16 protein-coding genes are annotated in these 18180 nt (G+C 64.2%); 9 read left to right on the plus strand and 7 right to left on the minus strand.

Features of this window, described 5'->3' with window-relative positions:
• On the plus strand, positions 1-328 hold a 328-nt coding region (locus VL752_RS18955), incomplete at its 5' end, for a lactonase family protein (protein ID WP_325357635.1).
• A 29-nt stretch (positions 329-357) separates the two neighbouring features.
• Here VL752_RS18955 and VL752_RS18960 read toward each other — a convergent pair.
• From VL752_RS18960 to VL752_RS18990, 7 genes are read right to left on the minus strand one after another with little or no spacing between them, the layout of a single operon-like run.
• Positions 358-1134: an SDR family oxidoreductase gene (locus VL752_RS18960; protein ID WP_325357637.1), complete on the minus strand. Its 777-nt coding sequence runs from the start codon at positions 1132-1134 to the stop codon at positions 358-360.
• Positions 1135-1139: 5 nt separating this feature from the next.
• A complete protein-coding gene (gene dgoD, locus VL752_RS18965) occupies positions 1140-2312 on the minus strand; it encodes a galactonate dehydratase (RefSeq protein WP_325357639.1) in 1173 nt (390 codons plus the stop codon).
• A complete protein-coding gene (locus tag VL752_RS18970) occupies positions 2309-3220 on the minus strand; it encodes an aldose 1-epimerase (RefSeq protein WP_325357641.1) in 912 nt (303 codons plus the stop codon). The genes dgoD and VL752_RS18970 overlap by 4 nt, the downstream gene beginning before the upstream one ends.
• Entirely contained in the window at positions 3217-4263 is a 1047-nt protein-coding gene (locus VL752_RS18975) for a zinc-dependent alcohol dehydrogenase family protein (RefSeq protein WP_325357643.1), read from the minus strand. Before VL752_RS18975 ends, VL752_RS18970 begins: the two co-directional genes overlap by 4 nt.
• Before the next feature lie 22 nt (positions 4264-4285).
• Positions 4286-5269, minus strand: coding sequence for an ABC transporter permease (locus VL752_RS18980; protein WP_325357645.1), 984 nt, complete (start codon positions 5267-5269; stop codon positions 4286-4288).
• Between the two features lie 10 nt (positions 5270-5279).
• A complete protein-coding gene (locus VL752_RS18985) occupies positions 5280-6779 on the minus strand; it encodes a sugar ABC transporter ATP-binding protein (RefSeq protein ID WP_325357647.1) in 1500 nt (499 codons plus the stop codon).
• A gap of 15 nt (positions 6780-6794) precedes the next feature.
• Positions 6795-7763, minus strand: coding sequence for a substrate-binding domain-containing protein (locus VL752_RS18990; protein WP_325357679.1), 969 nt, complete (start codon positions 7761-7763; stop codon positions 6795-6797).
• 102 nt (positions 7764-7865) lie between these two features.
• Here VL752_RS18990 and VL752_RS18995 point away from each other — a divergent pair, with 102 nt between their 5' ends.
• The 8 genes from VL752_RS18995 (at position 7866) to VL752_RS19030 (ending at position 18158) form a co-directional block, all read left to right on the plus strand.
• Complete coding sequence (locus tag VL752_RS18995) at positions 7866-8570, plus strand: FadR/GntR family transcriptional regulator (RefSeq protein WP_325357649.1); 705 nt, start codon at positions 7866-7868, stop codon at positions 8568-8570.
• Positions 8571-8761: 191 nt separating this feature from the next.
• Entirely contained in the window at positions 8762-9760 is a 999-nt protein-coding gene (locus VL752_RS19000) for a substrate-binding domain-containing protein (protein WP_325357651.1), read from the plus strand.
• Positions 9761-9788: 28 nt separating this feature from the next.
• Entirely contained in the window at positions 9789-11273 is a 1485-nt protein-coding gene (locus VL752_RS19005) for a sugar ABC transporter ATP-binding protein (protein WP_325357653.1), read from the plus strand.
• A complete protein-coding gene (locus tag VL752_RS19010; RefSeq protein ID WP_325357655.1) occupies positions 11270-12292 on the plus strand; it encodes an ABC transporter permease in 1023 nt (340 codons plus the stop codon). The genes VL752_RS19005 and VL752_RS19010 overlap by 4 nt, the downstream gene beginning before the upstream one ends.
• 456 nt (positions 12293-12748) lie before the next feature.
• Positions 12749-14365 (plus strand): alcohol dehydrogenase catalytic domain-containing protein, encoded by a 1617-nt coding sequence (locus VL752_RS19015; protein ID WP_325357657.1) that lies wholly within the window; start codon positions 12749-12751, stop codon positions 14363-14365.
• A 35-nt stretch (positions 14366-14400) separates the two neighbouring features.
• On the plus strand, positions 14401-15957 hold the full coding sequence (locus VL752_RS19020) for a xylulokinase (RefSeq protein WP_325357659.1): 1557 nt from the start codon (positions 14401-14403) through the stop codon (positions 15955-15957).
• A gap of 52 nt (positions 15958-16009) precedes the next feature.
• Positions 16010-16951, plus strand: coding sequence for an ABC transporter substrate-binding protein (locus VL752_RS19025; RefSeq protein ID WP_325357661.1), 942 nt, complete (start codon positions 16010-16012; stop codon positions 16949-16951).
• Between the two features lie 190 nt (positions 16952-17141).
• On the plus strand, positions 17142-18158 hold the full coding sequence (locus VL752_RS19030) for a galactitol-1-phosphate 5-dehydrogenase (protein WP_325357663.1): 1017 nt from the start codon (positions 17142-17144) through the stop codon (positions 18156-18158).
• Positions 18159-18180 lie beyond the last annotated feature (22 nt).

Consider the following 18180-nt stretch of genomic DNA (forward strand, 5'->3'; position numbering starts at 1 on the left):
CATCAAAGACAACCACAGCGCCGACATTGCTTTGGGCGCAGATGGCCGCTTCGTCTATGTCTCCAACCGAGGGCATGACAGCATAGCCGGCCTGGCACTCGATGCCCGAACGGGGCGGATGACACTCCTCGGCCATACGCCCTGCGGCGGTGCCACACCGCGCGGACTCACGACGGATCCCTCCGGACGCTTCCTCGCCGCCGCCAATCAGAATGGCGACAATGTCTCTTTCTTTGTCATTGACGCTGCAAGTGGCGATTTGAAAGCAGCTCGGCACCCCTTGCCGATCGGCACGCCGATGTGCGTCGCCTTTGCGCGCTGGCGATGAGCGGAGCCGCATGGACGCGGCCGAGCCCATCAGTCGTGATAGAGCACCGAGCGCCCACCGTCGATCGCGATACTCGTCGCGTTGATGAAAGGTGCTTCGTCCGAGGCAAGAAAGAGCGCGGTCATGGCGACTTCCTCCGGACGGCCGATGCGCCTGGGCGGATGAAGATCATACACCTTCTGCTTCTCCGCCACAGGATCGGGGAAGGTGTTCCAGTAGTCCCGCGCGAGATCGGTCTCGATATAGCCGGGGGACACGGCATTCACCCGCACGCCACGCGCGGCATATTGAATGCCAAGCGCCCGGGTGAGGCCGAGTAGCCCGTGCTTCGCCACGGGGTAGGGGAAGGTATCGGGAATGATCGTCGTGGAATGACTGGACGCGATGTTGACGATACTGCCACCGCCCTGAGAGAGCATCGCCGGCAAAACGGCTTTGCACATATGCCAGACCCCTTCGAGATCCACGGCAAAGCAGCGCTTCCACTCCGCCTCCGTCGTCTCCAACGGTTCATGAAAGACATTGATGCCGGCATTGTTGACGAGCACGTCGATACGCCCAAAGGCCGCAAGCGCTGCCTGAGCAGCCGCCTCTGCGGCGCGGATGTCTGCGACATCGGTTTCGAGAAACAGGCTGCGCGCGCCGAGCTCGGCGAGTTCGGCCGCCATGGCTGAACCCGTGTCCTTGTCGCGTTCGGCGATGACGACCACCGCCCCGGCCCCGGCAAAGGCGCGGGCGGTTGCCGCACCGATGCCGCGCCCGGCGCCGGTGATGATGGCGATCTTGTCCTGCAGTCTTCCCGACATGGCGCTCACCAATCGACCACGGTGCCGTCCGGAAGCACGGCTTCCGTCGCGGCCATGATTTCCTGCTTGAAGGGATGCCGGGCGGCAACTGTCTCGTCAATCTCGACGCCCAGCCCTGGGGCCTCGGGGATTTGCCAATGCCCGTCCACCATCCGGATCGGGCCTTGCAGCACCTCCCCATACCAGGGCACGGCGCCCACCATCTCCTCCTGAATCACGAAATTCGGCGTCGCAATATCAAAATGCAGCGCAGCGACGCCGGCAAGTGGGCCGAGAGGATTGTGCGGCGCGATGCCGATGCCGGCGAGTTCCGCCATGGCCGCTATCTTGCGCGCTTCCGTGAAACCGCCGACATGACAGAGGTCGGGCTGAGCGACGTCGATGGCGCGCGCGGCAAAGATCGGCTCGAACTCCCACCGGTCCACGAGCCGCTCGCCAGCGGCGAGGGGGACATGGGTGCGGCCGGCAATGGCCTTCAGCCCCGCCACATCCTGCGGAGGAAGAGGCTCTTCCACAAACAGTGGCCGTCCGGCTGAAAGCGCATCGATGTAGTGCAGCGCGGCGCCGGCGGAGGCGCAGCGGCCATGAAAATCGACCATCAAATCCACCTCGTCGCCGACAGCCGCGCGCAAATCCTGCATCATGCGCGCAACGTCGTCGACAGCGCGATTGGGCGCCGTGTAATGGGTATAGGGGATGATGACGAGCTTCATGGCTTGGTAGCCGCGGGCCAAGACCTCATGGGCGCGCTCGATCAACGCTCCTGCGGACATGGTGTTGTAGACGGCATCGATCTGGCCGAGGCCGAGATGGGTATAGACCCGCACCCGGTCCCGCGTGCGGCCGCCGAGGAGCCTCCAGACCGGCAGGCCCACGCTCTTGCCGAAAATATCCCAGAGTGCCACTTCAATGCCGGCGATCGCGCTGCTGCCGATAACCCCGATGCGCCAAAAACCGTGCTTGTGCATGATGCGAACGAGATTCTCGATGTCCCGCGGATCGCGGCCGATGATCAGTGGGGCGAGATCCTCCACAGCGCCCGTAACGGCTCGGGTTTTCCATTCCAAGGTCGCCTCGCCCCAGCCATAGAGACCGGGCTGATCCGTATCCACGCGCACGAAGATCCAGTTGCGCATTTCGGCATTGACGACGACGGTGCGGATGCCGGTGATCTTCATGCGGCTGTCTCCTCTGGCGTAAAAACGACACGGGCGGTCATGACCTCGCCAGGCGCCAGCAACGCAAGGCCACCGAGGTCCTCCGCATGGTGGCCATCAGCTCGATGGGTCATGGGTTCGAAGCAAAAATACTCGCCCGCAAAGCCCGGCTCGAAGGCGGTATCGGACATGAAGAGGAAGTAGTGAGAAAATGCCCCGTCTGCATCGATGGCGAGCGCAAGTCTCGATTCCGGCCAGGTGATGCGGGCCCGGCCGTCCCAGCCGGCGAAGCCGTTGTTGAGCCAGCGGCGAGGCAGGCGCGCCGGCCGGGTAAAGTCGAGATCGGCTGGCCGGGGGGCTTCTGGCCCAGGCATGAAGGCGGCATCTTCTGTATAGAAGCGCGCCGCGCGGGCGTGCAGCCGCGTTTCGGGTGTGAGCGGGAAATAGGGATGCAGGCCGAGCCCGAAGGGCATGGCCGCCGTCGCCGTGTTCCGCAGCGTCATCGTCATCGCGAGGGCCGGTGCCTCCGTGACGATGTAGTCGATGGCGGCCTCATAGGCGTAAGGCTGGCCCGGCTGGGCCGCGTGCCGGAGGGTGAAACGCGCGGCGGCATCGCTTACCTGTTCGACGGTCCAAAGGCTCAGCCAGCCGTCCCCATGCAGGTAATGCGAATCCCAGGGTTGATTAGGCTCCAGACTGTAGTCTTGGCCGCCGGCAGTGAAGCGATTGCCCGCTACGCGATTGCCGAATGGCAGGAGCGGAAAACAGCTCGCTCGTAAGGGATCGCCGCCATGCATGCTGCCATCTCGCATCAGAGGATGGCGCGTGCCATTTGCCCCTTGCCACCAAAGACCGGCGATGATCGCTCCGCGCCGGTCGAGATCGGCCGTGAGCCCCCTCCGGAAGAGGGTGATGCCATGGTCTGTCATTCTGCAATTCGCAGGATGATCTTGCCAGCCCGCCCGCTCGCCGCGAGGGCATAGGCCTCCGCCGCCTGGGTCAGGCTGAAGCGGTCTGTGATAAGATCACGCGGGTAGCGCTTCCAATCCGCAAGATCCTCCGCGCATTGATCCATGTTGTGCAGGCTGGTGACCCAGGAGCCGATGATCCGCCGTTGCTGATGCATCAGATCATCGCTGACCTTGAAGGTGACCTCACCCGTCTCCCCGATATAGACGCATCGGCCCCAGCTATGGGTGCCCTGCAGCGCCAGCAGACGACCACGCGCATTGCCCGAGCAATCGAGAGCGACGGTCGCACCTCCGCGGGTCACGTCCCGCACCGCGTCGAGCGTTTCCGGACTGGCGACGAAGCCGTGGGTGACAAGGCCGAGCCGCCGCGCGGCCTCAACCCGCTCGGCTTGGGTATCGACACCGACTGTCATCTTGGCGCCGCGTCCCTGCGCCAACATGAGGGCTGCCAGCCCGACCGGGCCGAGGCCCACCACCATCACGGTATCGCTGCCCGACACCTCGCCCCGCAGGATGCCCTCATAGGCAGTGCCGACCCCGCAGGAGATGAAACACCCGTCCTCATAGGTGAGGCTGTCGGGCAGTTTCACGAGGTCCTTCTCATCCGCGATGAGACATTCGGCATGGCCGCCGTCACGCTGCCAGCCGTATGCCGCCCGCCGCGGATCGGTGCAGCTGATCTGGTAGCCCTTGCGGCAACTGCGGCAGAAGCCGCAGCCCGAGATGTGATAGACAGCGACGCGATCCCCGGCCTTGAAATGACGACAGCCAGGCCCGAGGCTTTCCACCTGGCCGCTCGGCTCATGCCCCGCCACGACGCCCTGATACTTCGCGCCACCCTCGCCGACATGCTTGTGGTAAATATAGTGAATGTCGCTTCCACACAGGCCCGAGGCCTTCATGCGCAGCCGGACCTGACCGATCCCGGGCTCGGGGACTGGGATCTCGCGCAGATCGACGCGGTCGTCGCCCGGAAGGAAAGCGGCCAACATTTTTGCCATGGAAATTCTCCTGAAGCGATGATCAGCGGCCGGACCGGCGCGATGCTGCGACATTAAGAAGAACGGCCGCCACGATGATGACGCCACGAACCACATCCTGCACGAAGGAATTGATGCCGTAGAGCACCAGCCCGTCGCCGATGACAGTAATGGTCAAGACGCCAAGCAACGTCCCGAGCATGGAGCCGCGGCCCCCTGACAGCGAGGTGCCGCCCACGACGACACCGGCAATGACATCGAACTCGAGCCCCGAGGCGGCGCCCGCATTGCCGGTGCCCAGGCGGGCGAGCAGCATGATGGCGGTGACCGCCGCCATGAGACCGGACAGCGTGAAGATCAGAATGCGAATGCGGGTGACATTAATGCCGCATAGATGCGCGGCATTGGCATTTCCGCCGACGGCATAGACCGATCGCCCGAAGGCCGTCTTGCGTGACACGAAAACGAAGATCGCAAAAAGGACAATCATGACCACGGCCGAGACGGGCAGGCCGAAGACATTGTCTCCGATCCAGTCCAACGTGTCGTTATCGGCAAAGCTGACGGGCAAGGCGTTGGTCATGAAAAGGGCCAGCCCGCGCAATGCGCTCCACAGACCGAGAGTCGCGACGAAGGAGGGAACGTTGAAGACGCCCCGGAGCACCCCCGCGACGCTGCCGAGCAGTGCGCCCAGTATCAGCCCGCCACCAAGGGTCAGACCGAGTGGCATATTGTCCTTCAGGGCGAAGGCCATGATGACCGAGATGAAAGCGACCATGGGACCGACGCTGATGTCGATCTCTCCCGCGACGATGACGAGCGTCTGCGCCCAGGCAGCGATGCCGATGGTCGAGCCATCGCGCAGAATATTCACCTGGTTGTTGGCACTGAGGAAACCAGGCGAGATCGAGCCGAAGACCACGTAGAGCAGGAGAATGATGGCGACGAGGCCAAGCTCGTTGACATGGCGGCCGAGAGGGAGGATCGCGCGGCGGGGCAAAGCCGGAGTGACTGTAGAAACTGTCATGATATGATCCTCAGCCAAGGCAGGCGGCGAGCAGCCGCTCCGCATCGATATCTGGTGCCTGGTGCTCCTCAGCCATACAGCCCTGGCGTAGTACGAGAACACGGTCGCAGACCTGGTCCAGCTCTTCGATTTCGCTCGACACGAAGAGAATGGCGCGCCCCTCGCGCGCAAGGCTGCGGATGATGTCGTAGATCTGGCGCTTGGCCTCGACATCGACGCCGCGCGTCGGCTCATCCAACAGCAGGATGCGTGACCGCGCGTGTATCCAGCGCCCAATCACGACTTTCTGCTGGTTGCCGCCGGACAGTGTCACGACCGGTGTGGAAGTGGCAGCGGTTTTGACATGGAGCCGGTCGATGATTGTGCGCGTGACGCGGGCGATCGCATCTCCTGAGAGCACGCCCGCACGGTCGACCCGCCGGAAATCAGTGATTACCGTATTCTCATCAACCCCGAGCAGAGGGATGATTCCGTCTTCCTTGCGGCTTTCCGGCGTATAGCCGAAGCCACGTCGGATCATCCCCTTGTAGCTACGCCGGGGTACGGATGCGCCGTCTACGAGAATGGTGCCGGCCTCGGGCTTGCGCAGGCCCAGGATTGACTCCAGCAACTCTGTCCGGCCTGAGCCGAGCAGGCCCGCGATGCCGAGCACCTCGCCCGCACGCAGTTCGAAAGAGACGTTGGCGAGCTTGGGGGGCAGGGACAGGGCGCGCACGGAGAGCAAGGGCTGGCCGCCCGTGCGCGGCTCGACCCTCTGCGCCTGGGCGACCCGGCCGAGCATCATCTGGACGATATCCTCCGTACGGGCTTCCGCGACAGGCAGCGTGGAGATGATGCGCCCATCGCGCAGCACGGTCGCGCTGTCCGCGAGCCTTCGGATTTCGTTCATCCGGTGGCTGACATAGAGGACGGCAACACCCTGGTCAGCTGCCGCCCGCACCGCCGAGCAAACCTGGTCCACTTCCGCCGCGGCAAGGGAGCTTGTCGGCTCATCGAGGATGACGAGGCGGGGCGTGCCGAGGAAGGCGCGGGCGATTTCCACCATCTGGCGGGCAGCCGGGCTGAGCGCCGAGACGGGCAGATGAGGGTCGAGATCGAGGCCGAGCCGATGCAAGGCATGGTGTGTCTCCACGACCATCGCGGCATGGTCCAGCATGCCGCCGCGCCTGCGCCAAGCGCCGAGAAACATATTCTCCGCGATGCTCATGCTGGGAACGAGGCTGAGTTCCTGATAGACCGCACGCAACCCGCGCCGCGTCGCCTCCCGCGTGCGGCCCCCGCCCTGCTCGCGAAAGGGCTCTCCGCCCAGTAGCACGATGCCCTCATCCGGCGTCTCAGCACCGGTCAGGAGCCGGATGAGCGTCGATTTGCCGGCGCCATTCTTGCCCAGCACGGCGCGCACTTCCCCAGGCTGCACCGAGAAATCGACGCCATCGAGCGCAACGACGCCAGGATAGCGGCGGAACGCACCGCGAAGCTCCGCGACCGGCGCCCCTTGCGTTGTCGTCATGTCAGAGGCGCCCGCTTAGGGAATGCCGTCGCTATGCGACTGCAGCCAGGCATTGGCTTGCGCGGGCGTTGTGTAGAGGTCGATCTCGGCGGGGACGATCGGATCGGGCTGCGGCTTGCCTTCCACCGCGTTCATGGCTTGCTGGATGGCAAGATGGCCCACTTGCTTGCCGGAAATATCGACGACCGCTTTCAGTATCGAATGGTCGGCCAGGGCATGGGCAATGTCGGTCGTCATGTCGCTGCCGAACACGACCACTTTACGGCCGCTCTGCTGCACGGCGCGGGTCGCACCGAGCGTGGCGCCGCCGGATTCGCCGAAAAAGGCATCGAGATCAGGGTGCGCCGTCAGAATCTTCTCCGACACGGCAAGAGAGGCATCGACCGTCGTTCCCTGCTGGTTATCGACCAGGGTGGCGCCAGGCACGCGCTTCATGAGTGCTGCGACGAAACCCTTCCGGCGATTGATGCAGACCTCGACAAACTCACAGTTGACCACGCCGATCTTGGGTGCGGTCAGTCCGGCCTTCACGAAGTAGTCCGCCGCCGCTTCGCCCAGCTTGGCGCCGAAGGCGACCGGGTCGCCGACGACATAGGCATAGACGTATTTCTTCATCGCCTTGTCGGAGATGCAGGTATTGTAACAGACAACCGGGATGCCCGCCTCATGCGCGCGGCGGATGGCATGCACCGAGCCTTCGGCCGAGACAGCCGAGAGCAGAATCGCCTTCACATTCGCCGAGATAAGGGTATCGATGAAGGCACTTTCCTTTGATGGATCATCCTGCGCAGTCGTCTCGACCAGCCTGATGGGCCGACCCATCGACGCCGCACCTGCCTGCACGCCGGCCCGGACACCGGCATAGTAGCCCTGGGAATCCAGGTAGATCGCTCCGATTGCCGTCGGATTGGCCGCCTGCGCCATGGGAGCGGCCAACCCGGCGCCGAGGCCGCACAAAACCGCTAGCGCCTTGAGAAAAGACATTTTTGTCACCGTTCTCTCCCCCTTTTTCTTCCCTTACAGCCGGGAATGTGTATGATTGTTCGGGTAGATTAGTCGGATGTATAGAGTATGCAAGTCGGAAATATGACCCGCCCACGGGTCCACCAGACTGTGGTGGCGACTCTGGCGCGGCGGATCCTTTCCGGTGAGATTGCGGAGGGCGAGATCCTGCCGAGCATGGAGGAGTTGAGTGTGGAGCGTGGCGTCAGCCGCTCCGCCATGAGGGAGGCGGTCAAGGTCCTCAGCGCCAAGGGTCTGGTCGAAGTGCGGCCACGCATCGGCACGCGCGTGCGGCCGCGCAGCAGTTGGAACCTCATGGATCCGGAAGTGCTTTCCTGGTGCGGTGGCGATCTGGACGCGCGTATTCTGACCAGTCTGCTGCAATGCCGAATGCTGATCGAACCCGGGGCGGCGGCGCTTGCCGCTGCCAACGCTTCCGCCGGCCAGCTTGCCGTGATCGAAGATGCCTTTCACCGCATGCGCGCTGCGGCAAGCATCAACGATCGAGTTCAGGCAGATCTCGACTTCCACGTCGCGGTGCTGCGTGCCAGCGGCAATCTCTTTCTGGAACAATGGGGAGGAACGATTTCGTCCGTTCTGCTCGCGGCCTTTCGGCTGTCGACCGAGACTGCGCCCTCCGATGACGAGGCCTTCGGCGTACATGCGGAGGTTCTCGAGGCGATCAGGCTTCGCAACGAGTTGCGCGCCGACCGCGCCATGCGGCGATTGCTGACTGTCGCGGCCAAGGATCTGCACGTCGAGGAGAAGGAGGCGAAGAAGGCATCCTGATGTCGCTGTGATGCGAGAAGTGGACTTGACGCGCCAACGCATCGGACATTTGATGGGTCGTCCGACGTGCCCAGGCGTCCGACCAGACAAAAAGAAGCTTCTACAGGATGTGGGCCGCGAGACCCGATCTCGATCTTCCTGCCTTTAGCTGTGTCGCAACAATAATAAGTAAAATAGAGGGGAAGCGATCAATGGATAAGACTTCAATGCATTTTGCATGGATGCTGACGATGGCAGCGGCCGGGCTTGCCAGTGCCGGCTGCGTTTCGGCTGCTGCGGCCGCGGATTCCCAGCTCACCATCGCCTATATCCAGAAGCAGGGGGACCAGCAGTATTTCGTGGACGAGGCGCAGGGCGCGCGTGACGAAGCGAAGACACTCGGCCATGTGAAGGTCAATGTCGTCAACGTGCAGATGGATTCGAACGCCGCCATCAGTGCGATGAACGTCATGGTCGGGCAGAAGGTGAATGGCATCGCCATCGTCGTGCCGGATCAGCAGATTGGACCGCAGGTCGTTGACATGGCGGACCGTGCCAAGATCCCGCTTGTTGCTTCCGACGATCCGATCAAGAGCGGCACCGGCCAACTTGCCGCCTTCGTCGGCTTCGATGGCTATCAGATGGGCTACAAAGTCGGGAAAGCCGCCGGCGAGTTCTACAAGAAGGCAGGCTGGAAAGCGGGTGAAACGCGCATTGCGGCCGCTTTCGAGGAACAGCTTTCTGTCTGCCAGGATCGTGAGCGCGGCGAGGAGGATGGTTTCAAGGCTGTAACCGGCGGAGAGATGCCGACGATCATCAAGATCGGCACGGACAATTCCGTCGTCGACTCGCAGAACCGCACTTCGGCGGTTGTGACGGCAAATCCGCAGATCTCCCACTGGGTCGTCTGGGGATGCAATGACGAGAACGAAACCGGCGCTGTCACCGCGCTCGCCAATGCCGGCATGAAGGCAGACAACATCATCGGCGTCGGCCTGGGTGCCTATCTGACCTGCAAGGATTGGAAGGCCGGCCAGGCCTCCGGCAACAAGGCCGCGCTTTTCATCAGCGGGCATGATGTGGGTAGCGCCGCCGTAAGGGTTTTGGTCGACAGCATCCGCAATCACACGCCGCTGCCTGCGAAGACCGTGGCGACCACGACGATCGTGACGCCGGAGAACTGGAAATCCGTCATGGGCAGTTGCAGCTGAAGCCCCGCATCCGATGACGGGAGAGATTGTGCTGAGCCTGGACTCCGTGGCCAAGCGCTTCGGCGCGGTCCAGGCGCTGCGCGGGGTCACCCTTACGGCCAGGGCCGGTGAGGTCCTGGCCTTGATGGGTGAGAACGGCGCCGGCAAGTCGACGCTGCTGAGGCTGATGAGCGGCGTTCATCAGCCTGACGACGGCACCATTCATGTGGCGGGCGTCGAGATGCGCTTCGCGACGCCGATCGCGGCGCGCGATGCGGGCATTCGCGTGGTCGTCCAGGAGCCGGAAATCATTCCGGATGTCTCTGTGGCCGAGAATGTCTATGCCGGGACTTTGCCGCGCCGCGGCCACTTTTTTGACCGGAGCGCCCTGCGCGCGCGGCTGGAACAGGATCTTGCCCGTTACGGCTTTTCAGGCGTGCTGCGGCCTGAGCAGATGGGTCGCAGCCTGTCTCCGGCCCAACGGCAGCTTGTCGAGATTTTGCGCGCGCTGATCGGCCAAGCGCGTGTCATCGCATTCGACGAACCGACATCCTCCCTCTCGGACCATGAGGTGGAAAGCCTCTTTCGCCTTATCGGACAATTGCGCGCGGAAGGGATTGCCGTCATCTACGTCTCCCACCGCATGAAGGAGATCTTCCGCATCGCGGACCGCATCCTGGTGCTGCGGGACGGTGCCACCGTCGGCGAGCGGTTGGCGGCGGAAACCGACGAGCCGGAACTGGTCCGCATGATGGTAGGACGGGATCTGTCCGCGCTATTTCGGCGGAGCGAGCGGCGGGTCGGTCGAACGGTTTTGAAACTTAGCCATGTGTCGACTGAAGACGTGCAGGATATCAGCTTCGAGGTGCGCGCCGGGGAGGTGGTGGCCTTGGCCGGCCTCGTGGGGGCCGGCCGTACTGAACTCGCCCATGCCGTAATCGGCGATACGCCGCTTGTCTCCGGGCAGATCGAGGTGGACGGACGGCCTCTACGCCTCGCCTCGCCACGCGATGCCGTCAGAGCCGGAATTGCGCTCGCCCCCGAGGAACGCAAGCAACAGGCGCTGCTGATGAAACGGTCGGTGCGGGACAACATCTGCCTTGCCATCCTCGGCCGTTTGCAGCGCTTCCGCGTCGTCAGCCGCTCGAAGGAGAGCCGGATCGCGCGGCACTATGTGCAGGAATTGCGGATACGCACCCCGACGATCGAGCAGGAAGTCTCTACCCTGTCCGGTGGCAATCAACAGAAGACCGTGCTTGCGCGGTGGCTCGCGCGGGACGCGAAACTGCTGATCCTGGACGAGCCGACGCGCGGTGTCGATGTCGGCGCCAAGGCCGATATCTATGCCATCATCGACAAGCTGGCCGCCGAGGGCAGCGCCATCCTGGTCATCTCCTCGGAACTGCCCGAAGTGCTCGGCCTGGCGGACCGTATCGTGGTCATGCAGGGCGGCCGCGTACGGGGCGAGCTGGACCGGCACGATGCCACGGAAGAAAAGATACTCAGCCTCGCGATCCTGGAGGACGCCGCATGACAAATCCGGCAGGCGGCTCGTCCGCGCTCGCGCCGAAGGTGCGCCTTCCCGCCCTCCGCCGCGCCTGGGCGTTGATCGGCGCGCAAAACATCAGTCTGTTGCTGGCGCTTCTGCTTCTTGTGCTATTCATCGGCCTGCAGAACGGCAACTTCTTCTACGCGAGCAATATCGCGACGATCGGTACGACGGTCGCGATCGTCGGCGTATTGGCGGTCGTACAGACCGTGGTGATGCTGCTCGGCGGGTTGGATATTTCCGTTGGCAGTCAGGCCGGGCTTACCTCGGTCGTTTCTGCCATGGTCTTCATGGCGACGGGCAGCGCGCTTGCCGGCATTCTGGCAGCTCTGGCACTTGGCCTCGTTCTTGGCCTGCTCAACGGTGTCGTCATCATCTATGGGCGCGTGAATGCGGTGATCGCGACGCTGGCGACCTTCGCCGCCTATCGCGGCGCCGCCAACCTGATTTCGGACGGACGTGCCCAGGGCTATACGGGCATGAATCATTTCTTCGTCTTCCTGGCACGGGGCGACATGTTGGGCATTCCCGTGCTGATCTGGATTCTTCTGCTGGTCGCGCTTCTCGTGCAGCTGATGCTCCATTACACTGATATCGGCCGCAACATCTATGCAGTCGGCGGCAATGCCACGGCGGCACGCCTGGCCGGCATTCCGCTCAATCGCTACATCATCGGCTGCTACATGTTGGTGGGATTCGTCGCCGCTATCGCCGGCGTTCTGCTGACGGCACGCACCGGATCGGGCCAACCGACATCCGGCAGCCAGGGACTGGAATTGCAGTCGATCACGGCAGCAGCACTCGGCGGTGTGGCGCTGCAGGGCGGGCGGGGCACCATCGTTGGCACAATTCTGGCGGTCATTCTGCTCGGCGTGCTGGAGAACGGGCTGATCATCCTCAACGTCAACAGCTTCTGGCAGGACATCGCCCAAGGTCTTCTCCTCGTGGTTGCTGTCGTCATCCAGCAGAGGCGGGCAGGCGGTCGCGGGGTGGGTTTGCCTTGATAGAGCAATGATCGCGATTGGCTGTCCGCTAGCGCTCACCTTCGCGCAGGCCATGTAAACCGGGACGCGCAGCGCCTCATTGAACCTGCCCTGTCGGCCGGCATGGAGGCCGACAGGGCAACCGCGCCGGCGCCGGTTGCGCATTGGCCGGAACATTTCCGACAATGCCCAGTTGGGCGCAGGCGGGATCGTCGCGCGATGCGCGTTGACAGCCGTCGCGGCTTGCGGCTATGAAGTTCACATAAGAAAGCTTAATAAGCATATGTGAAGATCGGAAACCGCGAGCCGGACAGGACCGGCGACGGTCCTGCTCTCTGCCAGCGTCCTTGAGGAAAGCGGCCTGCCTGACAGAGGCAAAAGAGCCGCGCGGGAGGTCTCAGTGGTCGAGTTATCGCCAGCAGGGCTGGCACGGGCAGGTGGTTGCTCTGCCCTTGCGGCACCGGCGGGTCCAGAATCATGGTGACGGGTGCGCCCATCGCCAATCATGTCTGGCCCTTCTTCGGCAATGTGCAGGAAGGGCTCGGCCTGCATGGAAAGTCAGTGGCCGAGCCCCTGAGGCCGGCCGCACCCCATGAGGTCATCGCCCGGGTCGATGCCGTCTGCGTCTGTTCCTCGGACGTCAAGCTCATGCGCATGGGCTCTGCGCATCCGCTGTTCAAGGGCCGGGATCTCGCGCAATCACCCATCGTGCTGGGTCATGAAGTGGCGCTGACGGTCTGGGATGTCGGTGCAAACTGGCGGGAAAGCTACAGGCCCGGGCAGCGGCTGGGGCTCCAGCCCGCGATCGTCCGGGACGGCCAGCGCACCACAATCGGCATCGATCTCGCGGGCGGCTTCGGCCAATACCTCATTCTCGACGATCATGTGCTGGGCGGCCCGGACCCTTATGTCTTTCCGGTGCCGGAGGAGATGAGTTCAGCGGCGGTCGCCATGCTCGAACCCTATGCCTGCGTCGAAGCTGCCTATCGCCCGAATTGCCGCACGGCGCTGCGTCCGGGTGGCCGGCTGCTGCTCCTGGGCCTCCCGCACGGGGAGGCGATGACGCTCGAGGCCGATCTTGCGGTCGCCGAGGCGGTGCTGATCGCGGCACCGCCCGCGGTCGCAGAATGGGCGCAGCACCACGCCGCGCGTCTCTCCCAGGTCGCGGATCTCGCCGCCCTCGGCGATGCGCGCTTTGACGACATCATCCTCTGTGGCGCCTTCGATCCGGCTCTGACGGAGGCGGCTTTTGCCCGTCTGGCCGATGGCGGCCTGCTCGCTTTGGTCGGGCCCGGGGATGACGCGGCAAGCTGCCGGATCGATCCGGCGCTCATTCACTACCGCGCGCTGAGCATCGTGGGTGCGCCGGGACCTTCCATCGACGCGGCTTTCGGCACGGCGCGCAATCGCTTCGATCTCGCCCCCGGCGGCACCACCCTCATTCTGGGCGCAGGCGGCGCCATGGGCCGCATCCACCTGCACCGTGCGCTGGAACTGGCCGAGGGGCCGGACCTCGTCATCGCCGTCAGCCGCCAGAGGGCTCGGCTTGACGCCCTGCGTGCGGATTTCGGCCCGCTCGCGGCACGGCGCGGATCCAGGCTCGAAATCCTGGCCGACACGGACCTGGAGGAAGCGCTTCGGCATCTCGCACCGCAGGGCTGCGACGATGTGGTGGTCGCGGCGCCTGACCTCACGGCGATCGAGCGGGGCGCCCGCCTCCTGCGGCCCGGCGGCATGCTGGTGATCTTCGCAGGCACGCCCTTCGGCGCGGGGCGTCCCCTGCCGCTCGGCCAGATCAGCTGCCATGGCACCCGGCTGACGGGATCGACCGGATGCACGGTGGCGGACCAGAAGGAGGTGCTGGCGCGCGTCCTCTCGGGTGATCTCGATCTTGCCGGCAATCTCGAGGCCGTTTGCGGCTTCGAGGCGCTGCCCGACGCCGTTCGGTCCGTCGCGGCCGGCGAGGTCTGCGGCAAGATCGCCATTTTCCCGGGCCTCGCAGATCTGGAGCTGACGGCGGTCAGGACCATCGCGCGGCCGGCCGGCGTCGGCGGCTGGACGCGGGCGGACGAGCAGCGACTGGGCGCAGCATAGGCACCCCCGTGCGCGGGCCTGAGAGGATGCGAAGCTTGGACAAGACCTGTTTGCTGGGTGTCGATATCGGCACCATGGGCACGAAGGCGGCGGTGTATGACCTGCAGGGCCGGCAGTTGGGTTCGGCCTTCGAGGAATCCGTGCTCCTCTATCCGCGTCCGGGCTGGGTGGAGCAGCGGCCGGACGACATCTTCGGCTCCGTCCTGCGCACCGTTCGCGCAGCCGTCGCGGAGAGCGGCGTGACCCCGGGCTGTATCGCCGGCATCGCGCTGGACGGGCAGATGGGCGGCGTCTGCACCATCGACGCCGACTGGGACACACCCACGCATTACGATTCCTGGTTGGATAACCGCTGCGCCGGTCAGCTGCCGGCGCTGAAGCGGCATGAGGATGCGATCCTCGCGCGTTCGGGCTGCGTGCCTTCCTACAATCACGGCCCCAAGATCCTCTATTGGCGGGATGAACAGCCTGCCACTTGGCGCCGTATCCGAAGCTTCATCCCGCCCGCGCCCTATGTAGCGGGCCGGTTAGCGGGACTGCGCGGGGACGCGAGCTTCATGGATCGCACCTATCTCAATTTCACCCCCTTCGCGGACACGGCACGCGGCTGCTGGAACACCGACCTTCTGCAGGCCTTCGGGCTTGATGAGGCAAAGCTACCGCGCATCGTGGAGCCGACCGAGATCATCGGCACCGTCAGCCGGGAGGCTGCCGGGCTAACCGGGCTTCTGGTGGGCACGCCCATCGCCGCCGGGTGCGGCGACCAGGCGGCGAATGTGCTCGGGGCCGGCATCGTGGCACCCGGCATGGTCTTCGACACGGCCGGCACAGCCTCCGTCCTTTCCACCGTCATCGACCGTTTCGAAACGGACGGACGATACAAGACCCTGATGACCTGTCCCCATGTCGTACCAGGTCTCTATTACGCCATGGCCTATGTCGCGGGGGGCGGCCTCAATCTGCGCTGGTTCCGCGATACCTTCGCGACGGCGCAGGGAGCTGCTGCGGATGGCGACGCCTACCGGAAGCTGGACACGCTTGCGGCGGGGGTACCGCCGGGCGCGGACGATCTTTTCTTCCTCCCCCATATGGGCGGCCGCAACACGCCCAACAATACCAGCATGCGCGGCGCCTTTTTCGGCCTGACCTGGCGGCATGGCCAGGCAGAGATCTTCCGCGCCGTCATGGAGAGCATCGCCTACGAATACAGCGCCTATCTGCGCTCCGTGCGGGCGATTGCGCCCGAGCTTGCCTACCGCCGTGTCCTCAATATCGGCGGCGGCGCGCGCAGCCGGGTTTTTCGACAGATCAAGTCGGATGTTCTCGGTCTTGACTATGAACGGCTTGACCGCGACGAATTTGGTACACTCGGCAGTGCCTTGGTTGCGGGGAAGGCTGTGGGTGTGTTCGCGGACCTTTCCGCCAGCGCGATGTCTTTCAACAAGCCTTTGGATGAGAGAATCACGCCGAACCCGGCAGTCCGGGAGGAGTACGAGCGCCGCGCCGCCTTCTATGGGCGGCTGCTCGAGGGATCGGAGGGCCTGTTTCAGGATCTTCAAAGTCTGAGAGAGGCGCATCCTCCCTCAGCGTAAAACAATAACAACAAGAATCGTGGAAAAGAAAAACATGACCAGGACGTCCAGAATGCGTCGCCTTGTCTGCTCCGGCCTTGCCTTGGCACTCGGCGCCGGGTTGAGCCTTCCCGCCCGGGCGGCCGACGTCAAGCTTGTCGGCATCACGGTCGGCTCGCTCGGTAATCCCTACTATGCCGTGACCGATCGCGGCATCGAGGAGACGGCGAAGCACCTCACGCCGGGCGCGAAGGTGACAGCCGTTTCCGCCGACTACGACCTCAGCAAGCAGTTCACGCAGATCCAGAATTTTATGGCGGCGGGTGCGCAGATCGTGATGCTGAATGCGGTCGATCCGGTGGCGATCGCGCCTGCCGTAAAGCAGGCGCAGGCAGCCGGCATGGTGATCGCTGCCTTTGATGTGGCAGCCCAGGGCGCCGACATCACGGTGATGACGGACAATGTCAAAGCCGGATGGGAGGCCTGCGACGACATCGTGAAGCACCTGCCGGCAGGCGGCGGCAATGTCGTCATCGTCAACGGACCTCAGATCAGCGCCATCGTGGACCGCGTCGCGGGATGCAAAAAAGCCCTTGCCGTCAATCCGAACATTCACATCCTCTCGTCCAACCAGAATGGCCAAGCGTCCCGCGATGGCGGCTTCGCGGTGGGGCAGGGGATCCTGACGCAGTTTCCCAAGATCGACGCCATCTTCGCCATCAATGACCCGACGGCGATCGGCGTCGATTTGGCAGCCAAGCAGATGGGGCGCCATGAGTTCTTCATCACCTCCGTTGACGGATCCCCGGATGTGATTGCGGCGCTGAAGGACCCGCATTCCCTCATTCGCTCCTCGGCAGCGCAAGCACCGTACAAGATGGCGTCCGAGTCCTATCGCATCGGCGTCGGCATCCTGAACGGGACGAAGCCCGCGAGCAAAATCGTGCTGCTGGCGCCAACCCTGGTGACGCGCGAGAATGTGCAGAGCTTCGGGGGGTGGAGCAGTCAAAACTGAGGCGTGATGCGGAGGGGTGGAAGTAACCTCTCCGCACCATGATCTGAGGGTTGGCCCGGATTGACACGCAGGCACCAGGACCTATAATCACCTCAGAGCACTCGAATCACATATGTGAATTCCTCTCGCGCCCCGCCAGGGGCCGGGGGGCGGCACATGAACGATCATTCCAGGACGAGGAGCGCTCCTCTTGCGTGCCGCTGTCATGTATTCTCCGGGAGACATCCGGATCGAAGACGTCGCCAAACCCGCGCCCGGCGCGGATGAGGTACTGCTCCGCGTCGCCGCCTGCGGCGTCTGCGGATCGGACATCCCGCGCATGCTCACCAAGGGTGCGCATCGTATGCCCATCATCTGCGGGCACGAGTTCTCAGGCCATATCGTGGAGCTTGGCGAGGGGATCGAAGGCTGGCAGACGCAGGAACTCGTCTCCGTGGCACCGCTGATTCCCTGCCGGCATTGCCGCCAGTGCCTGGCGGGGAATTTTTCCCGCTGCCTGGACTATGATTATTTCGGCAGCCGCCGGGACGGCGCCTACGCGGAATATGTGGTGGTGCCGCTTGGCAATCTCCTGAAGGCGCCGCGCGGCATCGACCCGCGGGCGGCCGCCATGGCGGACCCCGCCTCCATCGCGCTTCATGCGATCTGGAAGACGCCGGTCCGGCTCGGCCAGGTCGGCGCCGTCGTCGGTTGCGGCCCGATCGGTCTCTTCGCCATCCAGTGGATGCGGCTGATGGGCATTCGCGAGATCGTGGCGGTCGACCTCTCCGACGAGAAGCTGGAGCAGGCGCGCGAAGCCGGGGCAACCCATTGCTTCCGCAGCCATGACACAATGCCCGAGCTGCCGGCGGCGGACCTCGTGATCGAGGCGGCGGGCCATCCCTCCACCGCCAATCTCGCCATCCGCCTGGCGGGGCCGGGCGGCCATGTCGTCTTCATCGGCATTCCGACCACTGAGGTGACGCTGGAGCAGTCAAGCTTCAACCATATGCTGCGTCAGGAGATTTCCCTGCACGGGTCCTGGAACTCCTTCGGCGCGCCGTTCCCCGGCCGGCAATGGACGGCCGCGCTGGAAGCGCTCGGCTCAGGCGAACTCAAATGGGAATTCATGATCACCCACGAACTCGGCCTTGAAGCACTGCCCGACATGTTCACGAAATTCCGTGAAAGGAACGAATTCATCTCCAAGGTGATGTTCCTGCCATAAGACGGGAACGGACGGCGGGGGG

The sequence above is a fragment of the Acidisoma sp. genome, from assembly GCF_035492295.1.
GTDB lineage: Bacteria > Pseudomonadota > Alphaproteobacteria > Acetobacterales > Acetobacteraceae > Acidisoma.